General features: G+C 70.0%; 10 protein-coding genes. 8 read left to right on the top strand and 2 right to left on the bottom strand.

The features are described 5' to 3' along the window. The first annotated feature begins 174 nt into the window (after window positions 1–174). Together dgt and AB0G01_RS19745 are read left to right on the top strand one after the other, a co-directional pair. Window positions 175–1,749, top strand: coding sequence for a dGTP triphosphohydrolase (gene dgt, locus AB0G01_RS19750; RefSeq protein WP_360947382.1), 1,575 nt, complete (start codon window positions 175–177; stop codon window positions 1,747–1,749). A 146-nt stretch (window positions 1,750–1,895) separates the two neighbouring features. Further along, on the top strand, window positions 1,896–4,703 hold the full coding sequence (locus AB0G01_RS19745) for a S8 family serine peptidase (protein WP_360947380.1): 2,808 nt from the start codon (window positions 1,896–1,898) through the stop codon (window positions 4,701–4,703). A 273-nt stretch (window positions 4,704–4,976) separates the two neighbouring features. Here AB0G01_RS19745 and AB0G01_RS19740 read toward each other — a convergent pair whose 3' ends face one another. Further along, entirely contained in the window at window positions 4,977–5,822 is an 846-nt protein-coding gene (locus AB0G01_RS19740) for a hypothetical protein (RefSeq protein WP_360947378.1), read from the bottom strand. Between the two features lie 1,200 nt (window positions 5,823–7,022). On the opposite strand from AB0G01_RS19740, the gene AB0G01_RS19735 reads away from it, so the two are divergent. Next, window positions 7,023–7,772, top strand: a complete 750-nt coding sequence (locus AB0G01_RS19735) for an acVLRF1 family peptidyl-tRNA hydrolase (RefSeq protein ID WP_360947376.1) — start codon at window positions 7,023–7,025, stop codon at window positions 7,770–7,772. Between the two features lie 176 nt (window positions 7,773–7,948). On the opposite strand, the gene AB0G01_RS19730 is transcribed toward AB0G01_RS19735, so the two are convergent. Further along, a complete protein-coding gene (locus AB0G01_RS19730) occupies window positions 7,949–8,578 on the bottom strand; it encodes an NAD(P)H-dependent oxidoreductase (RefSeq protein WP_360947374.1) in 630 nt (209 codons plus the stop codon). Between the two features lie 42 nt (window positions 8,579–8,620). Here AB0G01_RS19730 and AB0G01_RS19725 point away from each other — a divergent pair, with 42 nt between their 5' ends. The 5 genes from AB0G01_RS19725 (at window position 8,621) to AB0G01_RS19705 (ending at window position 14,567) form a co-directional block, all read left to right on the top strand. Next, window positions 8,621–9,268, top strand: a complete 648-nt coding sequence (locus tag AB0G01_RS19725) for a TetR/AcrR family transcriptional regulator (protein ID WP_360947372.1) — start codon at window positions 8,621–8,623, stop codon at window positions 9,266–9,268. A 545-nt stretch (window positions 9,269–9,813) separates the two neighbouring features. After that, window positions 9,814–10,329: a SigE family RNA polymerase sigma factor gene (locus AB0G01_RS19720; protein ID WP_360947370.1), complete on the top strand. Its 516-nt coding sequence runs from the start codon at window positions 9,814–9,816 to the stop codon at window positions 10,327–10,329. A gap of 1,347 nt (window positions 10,330–11,676) precedes the next feature. Then, complete coding sequence (locus AB0G01_RS19715; protein WP_360947368.1) at window positions 11,677–13,305, top strand: ABC-F family ATP-binding cassette domain-containing protein; 1,629 nt, start codon at window positions 11,677–11,679, stop codon at window positions 13,303–13,305. 71 nt (window positions 13,306–13,376) lie between these two features. Beyond that, complete coding sequence (locus AB0G01_RS19710) at window positions 13,377–13,679, top strand: helix-turn-helix domain-containing protein (RefSeq protein ID WP_257902492.1); 303 nt, start codon at window positions 13,377–13,379, stop codon at window positions 13,677–13,679. Between the two features lie 66 nt (window positions 13,680–13,745). Next, complete coding sequence (locus tag AB0G01_RS19705) at window positions 13,746–14,567, top strand: enoyl-CoA hydratase/isomerase family protein (protein WP_360947366.1); 822 nt, start codon at window positions 13,746–13,748, stop codon at window positions 14,565–14,567. Window positions 14,568–14,599 lie beyond the last annotated feature (32 nt).

The raw sequence follows: 14,599 nt of genomic DNA, 5'->3' as shown, positions 1-14,599 counted from the left end.
AACCCGGTAGTTAAGCCTTCCAGCGCCGATGGTACTGCACTCGTGAGGGTGTGGGAGAGTAGGACGCCGCCGAACATTTCGTTCCTTCAGGGGCACCCGGTCATCCGGGTGCCCCTGAAGGCTTTGTGCGTTCCCGGTGGTGCCGGCGGCGGCCACACGGACTACTTTCTTGCCATGCACCGCGAGCACGTCGACCCCAGAACGCTCCGCAGGTCGGGCATGGACGCCTCGATCCCGCTCTCCTCCGACCTGGCGACCAGTCCGTTCCGCGTGGACCGGGACCGGGTGGCGAGCTCCCCGTTCTTCGCCCGCCTCGGAGGCGTGACCCAGGTGGTGAGCTCGACGGGCTCGGGTCTGCTGGTGCACAACCGGCTCACCCACAGCCTGAAGGTCGCGCAGGCCGCGCGGGCCATCGCCGAGCGCCTCGCCGCGCGACCGGAACTCGTCGGTCTGCTCGACAAGCTCGGCGGTTGCGACCCGGACGTCGTCGAAGCGGCTGCTCTGGCCCACGACCTGGGGCACCCGCCGTTCGGGCACCTCGGGGAGCAGGTGCTCGACCGCCTAGCCCGCCACCGGTTCGGGCTGTCCGACGGGTTCGAGGGCAACGCCCAGTCGTTCCGCATCGTCACCACCACCGACGTGCGCGGCCCCGCTGCGGTCGGGCTCGACCTGACGGTCGCGGTGCGGGCCGCGATGCTCAAGTACCCGTGGACCCGACTGTCCTATCCGAAGCCGCACCCCAAAGACCTCCCGATCCCGCCGCGCGGCGCGGCCGAACCCCCGGACGCGCCGGGTACGGGAACGGCGAAGTTCTCGGCCTACGTGACCGAGCTCGACGATCTCGCCCAGGCGCGCGAGTTCTACGCGGACCGGCTGGAGCCGTGGCAGCAGACGGTGGAAGCGTCGGTGATGGACACCGCAGACGACATCGCGTACGCCATCCACGACCTGGAGGACTTCCACCGCGTCGGGGTGTTGCAGCACGCGACGGTATCCGCCGAGCTGAACACGTGGCTGGACCACGCCCTCGAGCTCGCCGGTCTCAGCGCCACCGACTTGGCCGAGCAGGAACGCCGCCCAGGCCGTTCGCTGGAGGCCCTGCGTCGCAGGCTGCACGCGAAGGACTCGTGGGCGGTGGACGACGACGCGTTCGCGCACGCCGTGGAGATGGTGCGGACCGAGCTGGTGGGCGGCCTGCTGGCGGTGCCGTTCGACGGGTCGGTGGAAGCGGAGCAGGCCGTCGCGACGTTCTCCGCCCGCTGGACGCGGCGGCTGGTGGACTCGGTCGGCGTGCTCGACGAACCCACCACCAGGACCGGGCACGTGGTGCTCGCCGTCCAGCAGTGGCACGAGGTGCAGGTGCTGAAGTTCGTGCACCGCAGGTTCGTGCTGCTGCGCCCGGACCTCGCGTTGCACCAGCGTGGCCAGGCCCGGCTGCTGACCGCGCTGGTCGAGGCGCTGGAGCAGTGGGTGACCGACCGGCACGAGGCCGACCGGCTGCCGCGCCGGCTGCACGACCTGGTCGAGCTCGCCACCACCGAGTACACCGAACTGGCTCGCGTGGACCCCGCGTCGCTGGTCGGCGCAACGGGGGATGCACCGTCCGGACCGGACGCCGTTCGGGCACTCGCCCGAGGCCGGGCGGTGGTCGACTTCGTCGCCTCGCTGACCGACAACCAGGCTTCGGCGCTGCTCGACGCCCTGTCCGGGCGAACGGGACAGCTTTGGACAGACGCCTTCGTACTGTGAACTGTGATGGTTCTCGCCGTTCGGGAAGTAGTCCAAACGGTGGCAGACGGTACTTGTCCGCGCACAATACGTTGTGAGCCCTTGGTCGGAGACATCCGACCGTTGGCTGCGTGCGTCGGGGGCACGCTTGACGTTGGGGGACGCCAGTGCGCTCACCGATCCGCCGATCCCGAAGAAACTCCCTGATCACAGCCGGCGCGGCGGTCCTCATCACGCTGCTCGGCGCGGTCACGCCGGTCTCCGCCGATCCGACCCGCGCGGCCAAGAGCCCGGAGGACAAGACCGCCGCCCAGATCTCCGCGCTCCAGGACATCAAGAGGTCCGTCACCCCCGCCGAGTCCAAAGTGGACAGCGCGCTGATCGTGGAACAGCGCCGTCGGTCCAACTCCGCGACGTTGAGCAAGCTCCCCGCGCTCCAGACCGGGGTGAAGGTCCACAGCGGAAACACCGTGCTGGTGGACATCCGCGCCCACGAGGTCACCGACGAGCTGGTCGCCGCGATCCGCAGCGCGGGTTCCACCATCCGCTCGGTGTCCACCGAGGGCAAGACCGTGCGCGCCCAGATCCCGCTGTGGGCGCTGAACCGGCTCGCCGCGCGCGGTGACGTCCGCCGGGTGGAGACGGCTGTCGAGTACCAGACGTACCACCAGCGGGACCGCACCGCCCGGGACGCGAAGGCCCCGTCCAAGGAGGACAAGGCCAAGGAGGTCGAGGCCCGCACCCGCGCGGCGCTCGACTCGCCCAAGATCGCCGCCGTGAAGATCGGCGAAGGCGACCGGGCCCACGCCGCCGACACCGCCCGGCAGACCCACCGGGTCACCGGCACCGGTGTGAAGCTGTGCGCCTTGTCCGACGGTGTCAGCGCGCTGGCCGCGTCGCAGGCAGCCGGCGAACTGCCCGCCGTGGACGTCCTGACCGGCCAGGAGGGTTCCGGTGACGAGGGCACCGCGATGCTGGAGATCCTCCACGACATCGCGCCCAACGCCGAGCTCGGCTTCGCGACCGCGATCAACGGTGACGCGAGCTTCGCCGACAACATCCGAGCCCTGCGGTCCCGGCTCGGCTGCGACGTGATCGTCGACGACATCCTGTACTTCAACGAGTCCCCGTTCCAGGACGGCGTGATCGCCCAGGCCGTGGACGCGGTCACCGCTGACGGCGCGGTCTACTTCTCCTCCGCCGGCAACGACGGCAACGTCGCCGACGGCACGTCCGGGCACTGGGAAGGCGACTTCGTCGACTCCGGCGTGGGCATCGGCAAGTACGCGGGCACCGCCCACGACTTCAACCCCGACCCGAACGCCAAGCAGGTGTTCAACCCGCTCTCGGAGAGCTCCGGCAACGTGCCGGTGACCCTGTTCTGGTCCGACCCGCTGGGCTCGTCGGCCAACGACTACGACCTGTACGTGGCCAACGGCCAGGGCAACGTGGTGGCGTTCAGCCAGAACAACCAGGACGGCGGCCAGGACCCGTACGAGCGGGTGCAGACGCCGACCAGCGGGACCGCCTCCGGCCTGCGCCTGGCCGTGGTGAAGTTCCGCGGTGAGAACAAGTACCTCGCGCTGTCCGCACTCGGCGGCCGGTTCAAGGACTCGTCCGACGGGCTGAAGAAGTTCGCGACGCCCGGCGTGACCCGAGGCCACTCGGCGGCCAAGGGTGCCATCTCCGTGGCGGCGGCCCCGGCGAACAACCCGCTGCCGTTCGACCTGGAGCCCGGCGACCCGGCGAACCCGCGCGGGCCGTACCCGAACGCCTTCGACAGCACGCAGAAGCCCGAGCGGTTCACCTCCGACGGTCCGCGCCGGGTGTTCTTCGCGCCCGACGGCACCCCGCGCGCCGAGGTCCGGCAGAAGCCCGACCTCACCGCGGCCGACGGTGTGCAGACCACGCTGGCCGGCTTCAACCCGTTCTTCGGGACGTCGGCGTCCGCGCCGAACGCAGCGGCCATCGCCGGCCTGGTCCTGTCCGGCAACCCCGGCCTCGCCCCGGCCGAGGTGCGCGAGGCGCTGACCACGACCGCGCTGGACATCGCTGAGTCCGGCACGGACAACCGGACCGGTGCGGGCTTGGTGCGCGCTGACCTGGTACTGGCGTACACGGGTGCGTCACCGCAGCCGTTGGCGCGTGCGCAGAAGCCCTCCGTGGTGAACGACGCGGACGGCAGTCAGTACCTCAAGCCGGGCACGACCGCCACGATCACCGTGCCGGTCGCCAACACCGGTGACGGCATCGCGGCGTCGACCAGCCTCGTGCTGACCACGCCCACGGCGGGCGTGACCATCGCGCCGAGGTCGAAGTACTACGGCAACGTCGAGGTCGGCCAGACCGTGACCAACACGTTCAAGGTCACCGTCCCGGCGTCCGCTGCGGTCGGCGTGCCGCTGCGGCTCGACGCCAAGGTGACCTACGCCGGGTCGACCTCGCCGAGCACGAGCACGTTCCAGCTCAACGTCGGTGAGCCGTCCCGCGAGACCAAGCACTTCGCCTACAGCGGGCCGGTCCTGGCCATCCCGGACAACGACGCGGTCGGCGTGACGGTGCAGATCCCGGTCACCGGGGTCGGTCGCGGCTCGAAGATCTCGTTCTCGATCGACGGCGACACCTGCTCGTCGGCCGATGGTGCGACCACGGTCGGCATCGACCACACGTTCGTCGGTGACCTGGTCGGCACGCTGACCTCGCCCTCGGGCGCGACGGCGACGCTGTTCCAGCGCAGCGGCGGCACCGGGGCGAATCTGTGCCAGGTCGTGTTCGACGACTCGGCGGCCCGCGCCTTCTCGACCGTGACGTCGAGCAACGCGCCGTTCACCGGCTCGTGGCGGGGCAACGGTTCGCTGAACGCCCTGCTCGCCGATTCGGTCGACGGCACCTGGACGTTCAAGGTCACCGACAACGCGGCCTCCGACCGGGGCTCGATCCGCACGGTGGCGCTACACCTCAACGGCTACGTGTAGGCCACCGGTCCGGGCGGGCCAAGACGATTCGGCCCCGCCCGGACCTCGACCTGAAGCCGTTGCGCCACAACCAACAGCCTGACCCGAAGGCCGGTCCCCCTCGCCGGGGGACCGGCCTTCGCGGTCCGGTCCGACGACCGGACCAGCAGCTCCAGCCAACTACTCCAACCAATTACCTTCACCGACCATGGCAACGGCCCCCGGGACCGAAGTCCCGAGGGCCGTCATCCTGTACCCGCCACCCCGTCTCGACCGAAGTCGTGGGGGCGAAACCTACTTCGGCCACTCCCACCGGATGCCGAACACGCCAGGCCCGAACCCGAGCGCCACCGCGTGCACACCACCGGCGTTGTCCAACGCCAGGTTGCGCCGCCGCGAAGGCGTGTCGTCGCCGGCTGGCACGCTGAACTGCTGGCAGCGCGACGGCAGGTACGACTGGTCGAACCGGACCTCGATCACGTACTCCCGGACCGGAAGCCGGAACTTGCGGGCGAACGTGTTGTTGCCCGCCGGGTAGTGCCCCTCCTTGAAGAGGAGCTCGTACTCCATGATGATCGTCTCGCCCCTGGCGAGGGGACGATCGAACATCAGCTCAGCCGCCATGATCGTGGCGTCGGTGTCCTCGACGACTCGGCCCAGGTGGCAGTTCCGCAGGTTGACCACCTGCGGGAGCACCTCGGACTCCTCGGTCTCGAACACCAGCGCCCAGCGGTCCGGGCCGTCCTGCTCGGCGCGCAGGATCTGCCGCACCCAGGCCGACCGCTGACCGCCGTCGGCGGCGATCTCGATGCGGTCGTGCTGGCTGATCCGGCCGAGCTTCACGTCCGAGGACGTGTCCACCTTGGTGAGCAGGTTGGCGACTCGCTCGCGACGCGCCCACAACGCGTCGATCGGCATCATCGTCGTCGGGCGTGACCGCCTGCCACGCGGCCTCGGCGGGCCGAGCAGTGCGGACAAACCCGCCTGCGGCACGCCGAGCACGGTCTCCAGATGGCGCAGTGCTTCAAGCGACTCGGGACGCTCGGGTCGACGTCGGCCGGACTGCCAGTAGCTCAGCGTCGCGACACTGATCGTGACCCCGCGCAGGGCGAGCCTGTGCTGGATGCGGTCGAGACTCAACCTGCTGGCTTTGATAGCTGCCCTCAACGCCTCCGGGAAAGGACCCGTGGTCAAGAGCTGCGCAAGACTGCCGTGTCCCGTCGAGTCGAGTTCGTCGACGGACAGGTTGGGTCGACCGGCAGCGTTGGTCATTGTGACTCCCCGCTGTCATTAGATCACGCCCCAGTGACCCTACCCGCCAACGCAGGGCGCTGGTGCCTTCCAGGCGGAGTCAATGGTTGGGCCATACGGGTCACGAGTTCACTGGGATGGCGCTCGTTCTGTCAAGTGGTGATTGCCCTAGCTTCGGTATCTGTAAACCCGCCGGTAATATTGTGCCTGAGCTCCGAGGGTTGAGGTAGTCGCCTTCGGGTTATATGCATGCCGTTATGGCCCCGGCCCGTCCGGGACCCGGCCGAGGCCCCCGCACGGACGGCTCCGATCGGATGGCGATGCGTGATCGTCCGGCCCTACTGTGGGCCCGGTGACCACCGCCGTCCGAGACCTGGTGCCCGCGTCGCAGGACCCGCCTACCGAGGTAGCCGCAGCGGTGCTCGACGCGAACGCGCAGGAGATCGTGAACCTGCCCAACGTGGTCCACCACCCCTTGCCACACCCAGTCGACGTCCTCCACGCCGCCGACGACCTACCACCCAGGCTCACCCACCGGGACGCCCCACCCCAGGCACTCCACCCAGCCCGTCCAGCCCCTCCGGCCCGCCCAGCTCGCCCGACCCGCCTGGCCTTGCGCCCCGGCAACCTGCCCGTGGCAGCGGTCGCCGAACTGGACAAGCTCAGCCGACTCCACCCCGTCGCCCCGCCCTCAAAGCTCTCCAGTCATGGCCCAAACCACCAGGTCACGCCCGCGAGCCGGAGCCGGCCGACAGGCCGCGAGTCGTGCACACCCGAGTTCGCCCAGCCGGTCCGAGGCGAGACCACCCAGGCGGTAACCACCACCCTCTTCACCCACTACCGCCTCTGGTCGCCCGAGCAGCTCTCGACCGAACTGACCAAAGTCGTCTCCCGTGTCGCACCCTCCACCACGACCGCCTCCTGCCCGACCACCTCCCACCCGTCCACTGCACTCCCGGGCACTCCGCGCCACTCCACGCCTCCGCGTCCAACGCCGTCCCAGCGCATGCCGGTCACTCACCAGCCAGCACACGCCGCGCTAATACACCCCCCGACACCCCCCACACCCGACGCCTTGGCGGAAAACCCATGACCAAGATCCGATCGGCAGCGGGCGGAGGTCGAGCGGTCGAGGTCGCGCCCGAGCGCCTGGCCGGCTGGTTCGCCCGCTTCGCCGACCGCCACGACGGCATCGCCACCACCCGCACCACCCCGGCTCAGGTCGTCGTTACTGCCCGCGACGGAGCCACCGCAGAGGTGACAACTTCCTTTGAAGAATTCACCCCCACGGGTGAGGTTGACGGTCTCGACATCACCTCCCTACTGGCCCACGCCGCCGCGCCGCGCCGACTCGGGCTCCTCCTCGTCCGCCTCGGCGGCCACAGCATCGGCATTGCTCTCGACGGTGCAGTGCTCGTGTCGGCTACCGACAGTCGTCAAGTCCACGGTCGCAACAAGGCCGGCGGCTGGTCCCAACAACGCTTCGCCCGCCGTCGCGAGGGCCAGGCCCGGGTCGCCCTCCAGGCTGCGGCCGACGACGCGGTCAGAGTCCTCGTCCCGCGCCTGGACGAACTGGATGCCGTAGTCCTGGGCGGCGATCGACAGGCCCTCGACGCCCTCCGCACCGACCGGAGACTCACCGCCCTCTTCGCCCGAGCCTCCACCCGAGTGCTCAACGTCCCAGAACCCCGCCGCTCGGTCCTGGACGACGCCGCCGAGCGCGCCCGCGCCGTGGAGATCATCGTCCGCGACCCCCACATGAATCCTCAGGACCTTCCGGGTGCTGACGACCTCCTCGCCCCACTGCCCGAGGACCCGCCACCCCAATACCGCCCGTAACCCCCACCGCCCGTAACCCCACCGCCCCGTTCGGCGCGGTCCGGTTCTCGGCTCCTGCCGCCCCTTGTACTCCCAGCTCGCGAACCCCGCACCCCTTCGCGCCCTGAGAGCTGCTTCCGCCCCGGACCAGCCGCCTGCCGCCGCTCGTCCGCTCATCCACTCGTCTCATCCACTCGTCAAAAGGTCTTGGCGGCCTCCCGGGCGGTGGCGAGCGCGGCCAGGCGCGAGTCTTCGACATCACCGGTCAAGGTCGGGTGATGGCGGATCGAGGTCACGTCCGTGATGCCCGTCCACCGCAACCAGTCGTCGAAGTAGGTCGACTGGAAGTCCGACCCGAACCCCGGCGCGACGCCCGGCCCCCACACGGAGCTGGTGTAGACGACTGCGGCCCGCTTGCCCTGCTCGGCCAGCAGCGGCAGGTAACCGGTCTCGACGTCCAAGCCGAACACCAGCCCTGGCTGTGACACGACGTCTACGAACTGCTTGAGCACGTACGGAATCCCGGAATTCCACATCGGCACGCTGAACAGCAGCCGGTCCGCCGAGGTGAACCGCTCGACCGCCGCGACCACCTCGCGCCAGGCGGCCACCTCGTCACCGGTCGGTTCGCGACCCCGGATCACCGCCATCTTCGCGGCGGTCGCGGACGGGCCGAACGCGGGCAACGTGCCGTCCCACAGGTCCCAGTGCTCGACTTCGTCGTCGGGGTGGCTCTCCCGGTAGACCTCGACGAACGCCGAGGCGATGGCCAGCGACTCCGACTCCTCGGCGCGCGGCGAGGCGGACACGTGCAGCAGCTTCGCCATGACAAATTCCCTTCCTCGTCAAATCGGACTAGAGTCCGCTTCATGGCTGCCGACAGTAGCGGACCGCAGTCCGGTTCGTCAAAGACCTCGATCGACATTTCTTTCCGGAACCTGTCGATCGAGTACTCGCCGCCCCTCCGAGCAGACGCGGCGCGCAACCGGGTGAAGGTGCTGGCGGCAGCCGCCCACCTGTTCTCCGAGCGCGGGGTGGAGAACGTGACGATGGACGACGTCGCCGCCACCGCAGGGGTCGGCAAGGGGACCCTCTACCGCCGCTTCGGCGACAAGTCGGGCCTGGCCACGGCGTTGCTGGACCACCTGGAGACCGAACTCCAGGAAGGCATCCTGAGCGGTCCGCCGCCGCTGGGCGGCGGGGCCTCGCCGGTCGAGCGGTTGATCGCCTTCACCACCGCCTACCTGGAGTTCCTCCGCGACTCGCTGGACATCGTGCTGCTGTCCCAGACCTCGACCACCGGTGCCCGCTTCCGCACCGGCGCGCACGCGTTCTGGCGCAGGCACTGCGAATACCTGCTGGAGGAGTGCGACGCCCCCGCCCCCGGCATCGCGGCGGACGTCCTGATGGCCGGCCTGTCCGCCGAGCAGGTCCAGCACTGGTTGGTCGACCGCGCGCTGCCGTTCGACCGGTTGGTCGTCGAGTTGACACAGGTCACGAGGTCGCTGACAACCTGAGAAAACCCATGACAACCCCCGAGCCTCCCCAGCGCATGGATATGGGTGAGGGGGTCACCAAGGAGGTGGTCCACCAGCACTCGGGAGCCGAACCATGCGCCAACGTCTTGCGATCGCCGCCGGAGCCGTCCTCCTCGGCGGAATCGCCGCCGCCGTGCCCGCCCTCGCCGGTACCTCAGGTGACCACCCACCCGCCCCTGCCGCCGCTCCGCCCACGGCGACACCCACCAGTCCGGGGGCCCCGCAGCTCACCGGCACCCCGGGGCCGGTCCCGCCGACCTCCTTGCCCACCGCCCCTCCACCGACGGCACCCCCGACCACACCGATCCCGACCACGCCCGCTCCACCCACCGGAATCCCGACGACCCCCGCCCCGACCCCGGTTCCCTCCACACCACCCGCGCCGACGCCCAGGCCCTACCCCTCGATCACCGCGTATCCGACGACCGCCTATCCGACCTCGGCGTGGCCCGAGCCGACCGCGTACCCGACTACCGGCTACCCCCAGCCGACGGCCGCGCCGAGCACGACGAGGCGCTGACGGCGTGAGTTGGGACGCGGAATTCACCCAGTACTTCGACCGGTGCGCCGACTCGATGCGCTTCACGGCGTATTTGTTGTGCGGCAACCACCACGAGGCCGAAGACGTGGTGCAGGCCGCGTTCCTCAAGCTGTACCTGGCCGGGCCCGGGCTGGTCCGGCGGGAGGGCTTGGACGCCTACCTCAGGCGAATCGTGGTCCGCACGTTCCTGGCCGAGCGCCGCAGGGTGCGCTGGCGGCGGGAAAAGCTCAGCGAGGTGCTCCCGGAGGTCCCCGTGGGCGCGGGGCTGAGCGAGGACAAGTTGGTGGTGTGGCGGGCTTTGTCGACCGTACCGGCGCGGCAGCGTGCGGTGCTCGTGCTGCGGTACTGGCACGACCTGGGGGTGGAGGAGACCGCAGCGGCGTTGCAGTGCTCGGTCGGCACCGTGAAGAGCAACACCAGTCGTGGCCTCAAGGCGTTGCGGCAGAAGTTGGGGCCGGCGTTCGGGCCGCTGTGGCAGGAGGTGTCACCCCGTGCTTGAGGAGCAACTCAAGGAGCTGTTCGACGAGCTGAACATCGAGCGCCGGCCTCGCACGTTCGGTGCCGTGGACGTCATCCACCATGGCCAGGAGATCAGAAGCCGCCGCAGGGCTGTGGCCGTGGCGGGCAGTGCCCTGGGGACCACAGCCCTGGTCGTGGCAGTCGGCTTCGCCCTGGCCGGACTGCCCCCCTCCACCACGGAACCGGCGAACCCGCGCGGCACCTCCACCCACACGACGTCGCCCAACCAGCCAACCCCGGCACCCTCGCCCGTTCAGCCGCCAGGAGTCCCGACCACCGACCTGCCGCACACCACCGCGCCCGACTCCAGCGGGTCCTCGCCGACCGGAAACCTGCCCACGGGGGCCCGACCAACCACCGGCCCCGGGTGGCCGCCCCCTACCGCCACACCTCAGCCCCCAGCCACGAACCTCCCGCCGGCTACCACCCGAAACCCCGCCGGTCCGTCCAACGCCACCGCCTTACCTGGTCCGACGATCGCCGGACCTGTCCACTCAGCGCCCCAGAACACGGAGGTGACGACAACTGGCCTGACACCTACGACAGCAGCGAGCTGATCACGTCATTACGGAGGTGAAGTGGTTGGCGATGTGACCCGACTCGGGGGTGCGTTGGGTGTGGTGGGGTCGGATCGGAGCTACCAGCCACGAGCTCGCGTACCGGGTAACAGGCAACAGGCGAAGGTCGACGGGCGACGTGAAAGGGCACCCGGGCTGGAGCGGGCAACCGGTCACCCCGCGCTCGCCGCTCGCTGGACCTGCGCTGGATCTGCTCGGCGGCGGCCACCTGCCTGCGAGGGCAAAGCCGGACAGCGTCCGCAGGCAACCATGGCTACCTGCGGCGGCAAGGAACGCGACCAGGCGGGCGACGTCCTCCGAGGTGCTGAGTCGCTTCATCGGGTACGAGGCGATGCCGGCCACGCGCCGTCGTGCTCGGCCAGTGACGCCTTCCATGCCGGTTGGCGAAGCCGGGGGCGGCCACGACGTTGACGTCCGAGATCCTCCGGACGGCGTCGAGGTCGACGGTCCGGATGACGGCTTCTTCCCGGTCCTCGGTCCTGTCAGCGTTGCCGCGAACGCGCAGTTCTCGTGCGATGCCGTAGCCGATGCGTCGGCTCGCGCCGGTGACCAGCGCGCTCTTGGCCGTGGACTCCATCGGCGGTCATCCGCTCGCCGGTGGTCATCTACGCAATGTATGCCGGTGGACACAGGTGGCTAATTCGGTGGCGAACACCCCGTACACTGGTGTCGTGGTCATCTTGATCGAGTAGGTCCGGCGCTCGCTGCGCGCCGTCGACCCCATCCGACCACTCACCCGGAGCTTCCTGTTGATCACCGCAACCGACCTTGAGTTGCGCGCCGGCTCGCGCATCCTGCTGTCCGACGCCACCCTCCGTGTCCAGCCCGGCGACCGGATCGGCCTCGTCGGCCGCAACGGCGCGGGCAAGACCACGTCCCTGCGGGTCCTCGCGGGCGAAGGGCAGCCCTACGCGGGCGAGGTCCGGCGCACCGGAGAGCTCGGCTACCTGCCCCAGGACCCCCGCGAGGGGGACCTCTCGGTGGTGGCGAAGGACCGGGTCCTCTCCGCGCGCGGGCTGGACCAGCTCCTGCGCGACATGGAGAAGGCCCAGTCGGCGATGGCCGAGCTGGTGGACGACGAGGAGCTCCAGGGAGTCGTGCGCAAGTACGGCCGCCTGGAGGAGCGCTTCTCCGCTCTCGGCGGGTACGCCGCCGAGAGTGAGGCCGCCCGCATCTGCTCGAACCTGGGCCTGGCCGACCGGGTGCTGGCGCAGCCGTTGCGCACGCTGTCCGGTGGTCAGCGTCGGCGGGTGGAGCTCGCGCGCATCCTGTTCGCCGCGTCGGAGGCGGGGGTCGGGGCGAAGTCGAGCACGATCCTGCTGATCGACGAGCCGACCAACCACCTCGACGCCGACTCGATCACGTGGCTGCGGGGCTTCCTGAAGTCCCACGACGGTGGTCTGGTCGTCATCAGCCACGACGTCGAGCTGCTCGACGACGTGGTCAACAAGGTGTGGTTCCTCGACGCGACGCGCGGCGAGGTCGACATCTACAACATGGGCTGGAAGAAGTACCTGGAGGCGCGCGCCTCCGATGAGAAGCGCCGCCGCCGGGAGCGGGCCAACGCCGAGAAGAAGGCCGGCGCGTTGATGGCGCAGGCCGACAAGATGCGGGCGAAGGCGACCAAGGCGGTGGCCGCGCAGAACATGGCGCGCCGTGCCGAGAAGCTGCTGGCCGGCCTGGAGGACGAGCGGCAGGCGGACAAGGTCGCGAAGATCCGCTTCCCGCAGCCCGCCACGTGCGGTCGGACGCCGTTGACCGCCGAGGGGCTGAGCAAGTCGTACGGCTCCCTCGAAGTGTTCACCGGGGTCGACCTGGCGATCGACCGGGGCTCGCGGGTCGTCATCCTCGGGCTGAACGGCGCGGGCAAGACGACCCTGCTTCGCCTGATCGGGTCCATGGAGCGCCCCGACGCGGGCGAGGTCCTCGCCGGCCACGGGCTGAAGCTCGGGTACTTCGCCCAGGAGCACGAGACGCTGGACCACGAGGCGTCCGTCTGGCAGAACATCCGGCACGCCGCGCCGGACGTGCAGGAGCAGCAGCTCCGGTCGTTGCTCGGTACGTTCCTGTTCAGCGGTGAGCAGCTCGATCAGCCGGCAGGCACCCTGTCGGGTGGCGAGAAGACCCGATTGGCGCTTGCGGGATTGGTGTCGAGCGCGGCGAACGTGCTGCTGCTGGACGAGCCGACGAACAACCTCGACCCGGCCAGCCGGGAGCAGGTGCTCGACGCGCTGCGCCGCTACGAGGGCGCGGTTGTGCTGGTCACGCACGATCCGGGTGCGGTGGAGGCGTTGGAGCCCGAGCGGGTGATCCTGCTGCCCGACGGTTCCGAGGACCACTGGTCGGATGAGTACCTGGAGCTCGTGCAGTTGGCCTGAGCCAAGGGTTTTCGCTCCGTGACGCCCGATCGACCCACAGTGATCAACCTACCGCTCGCCGATCTTTTCGCATGATCGCCTGGCGTTCTTGGTCTTCGTGTTCGATCATTGCGACGACAGGGGCTTTCACGGCCCGACCTGCTGTCTACGGAAGGCGGGACAAGGTGGCTGACCTGAAGAAGGGTGCCCGGATCACCGGCGCCACGCGGGACAAGCTGGCCGCTGACCTGAAGAAGAAGTACGAAAAGGGCGCGAGCATCCGGGCGTTGGCCGAGTCCACCGGGCGCTCCTACGGCTTCGTGCACCGGGTGCTCAGCGAGTCCGGTGTGCAGCTACGCGGTCGCGGTGGCGCCACCCGCACGAAGAAGAAGTAAGCTACCCTCCGGTAACATCGGGCGTCGAGGAGAGACGACGCCGTCCCGAACCCGGAGGTCTCACGCATGTCGGCACCGACCACCATCGACGCCGACCTGCTGGAGCGCGGTGGCGTGCGGCTCGTCGTCGACGGACCGCGCGCGACGGTCACGCTCGACCGCCCCGACGTGCTCAACGCACAGACGCCGTCCACTTGGACGGCGTTGCGGGCGATCGGCGCGCAGTTGGACCCGGACGTCCGCATTGTGGTCGTCCGGGGCTCCGGTCGTGCCTTCTCCGCTGGGCTCGACCGGCGCATGTTCGGCGGCGCACCGATCGAGGGCGAGCCCGGCTTGGCCGAGATCACCCTGCGGGGACCTGACGGCGGTGCCGCGTTGATCGCGGGCTTCCAGGAGGGTTTCCGCTGGTTGCGCGACCCCGGCCGGGTCACGATCGCCGCCGTGCGCGGGCACGCCATCGGCGCGGGCTTCCAGCTCGCGTTGGCGTGCGACTTCCGCGTGGCCGCCGACGACGTGAGCTTCTGCATGGCCGAGACCTCCCTCGGCCTGGTGCCCGACCTCGGCGGCACGTTGCCGCTGGTTCGACTGGTCGGGTATTCCCGCGCGGCCGAAATCTGTCTGACCGGGCGTCGGGTGGGTGGCGAGGAGGCGTTGCGGATCGGCCTCGCGAACTCCGTCGTGCCCGTCGACGACGTGGACGCGGCAGTGGACGAGTTGGTCGCCCAGGTGCTGCGCCCGATGCCGGGTGCGGTGCGGGAGACCCTGGCGCTGCTCGCGCACGCTGCGGACGGCGCGTCCGAGGAGGAGCAGCTCGCCGCCGAACGCGCCGCGCAGGTGCGGCGGCTCGCCGAGCTGACCGCGCTCGCCACGGGCGCGAATTCGGCCTGACCTGGCTCGACCTCCGTGAGTGGGGGTGGGGC

Origin of the sequence: Actinosynnema sp. NPDC023587 (assembly GCF_040640215.1) — a bacterium.
Classification (GTDB): Bacteria; Actinomycetota; Actinomycetes; order Mycobacteriales; family Pseudonocardiaceae; genus Actinosynnema.
This window is presented reverse-complemented; position numbering and strand designations above follow the sequence as displayed.

What these genes read in the sequence shown, in the direction of transcription:
- dgt (WP_360947382.1), top strand. Translation starts at nt 175, where the DNA reads ATGCACCGCGAGCACGTCGACCCCAGAACGCTCCGCAGGTCGGGCATG.
- AB0G01_RS19735 (WP_360947376.1), top strand. Translation starts at nt 7,023, where the DNA reads ATGACCAAGATCCGATCGGCAGCGGGCGGAGGTCGAGCGGTCGAGGTC.
- AB0G01_RS19730 (WP_360947374.1), bottom strand. Translation starts at nt 8,578, where the DNA reads ATGGCGAAGCTGCTGCACGTGTCCGCCTCGCCGCGCGCCGAGGAGTCG.
- AB0G01_RS19725 (WP_360947372.1), top strand. Translation starts at nt 8,621, where the DNA reads ATGGCTGCCGACAGTAGCGGACCGCAGTCCGGTTCGTCAAAGACCTCG.
- AB0G01_RS19710 (WP_257902492.1), top strand. Translation starts at nt 13,377, where the DNA reads ATGATCGCCTGGCGTTCTTGGTCTTCGTGTTCGATCATTGCGACGACA.
- AB0G01_RS19705 (WP_360947366.1), top strand. Translation starts at nt 13,746, where the DNA reads ATGTCGGCACCGACCACCATCGACGCCGACCTGCTGGAGCGCGGTGGC.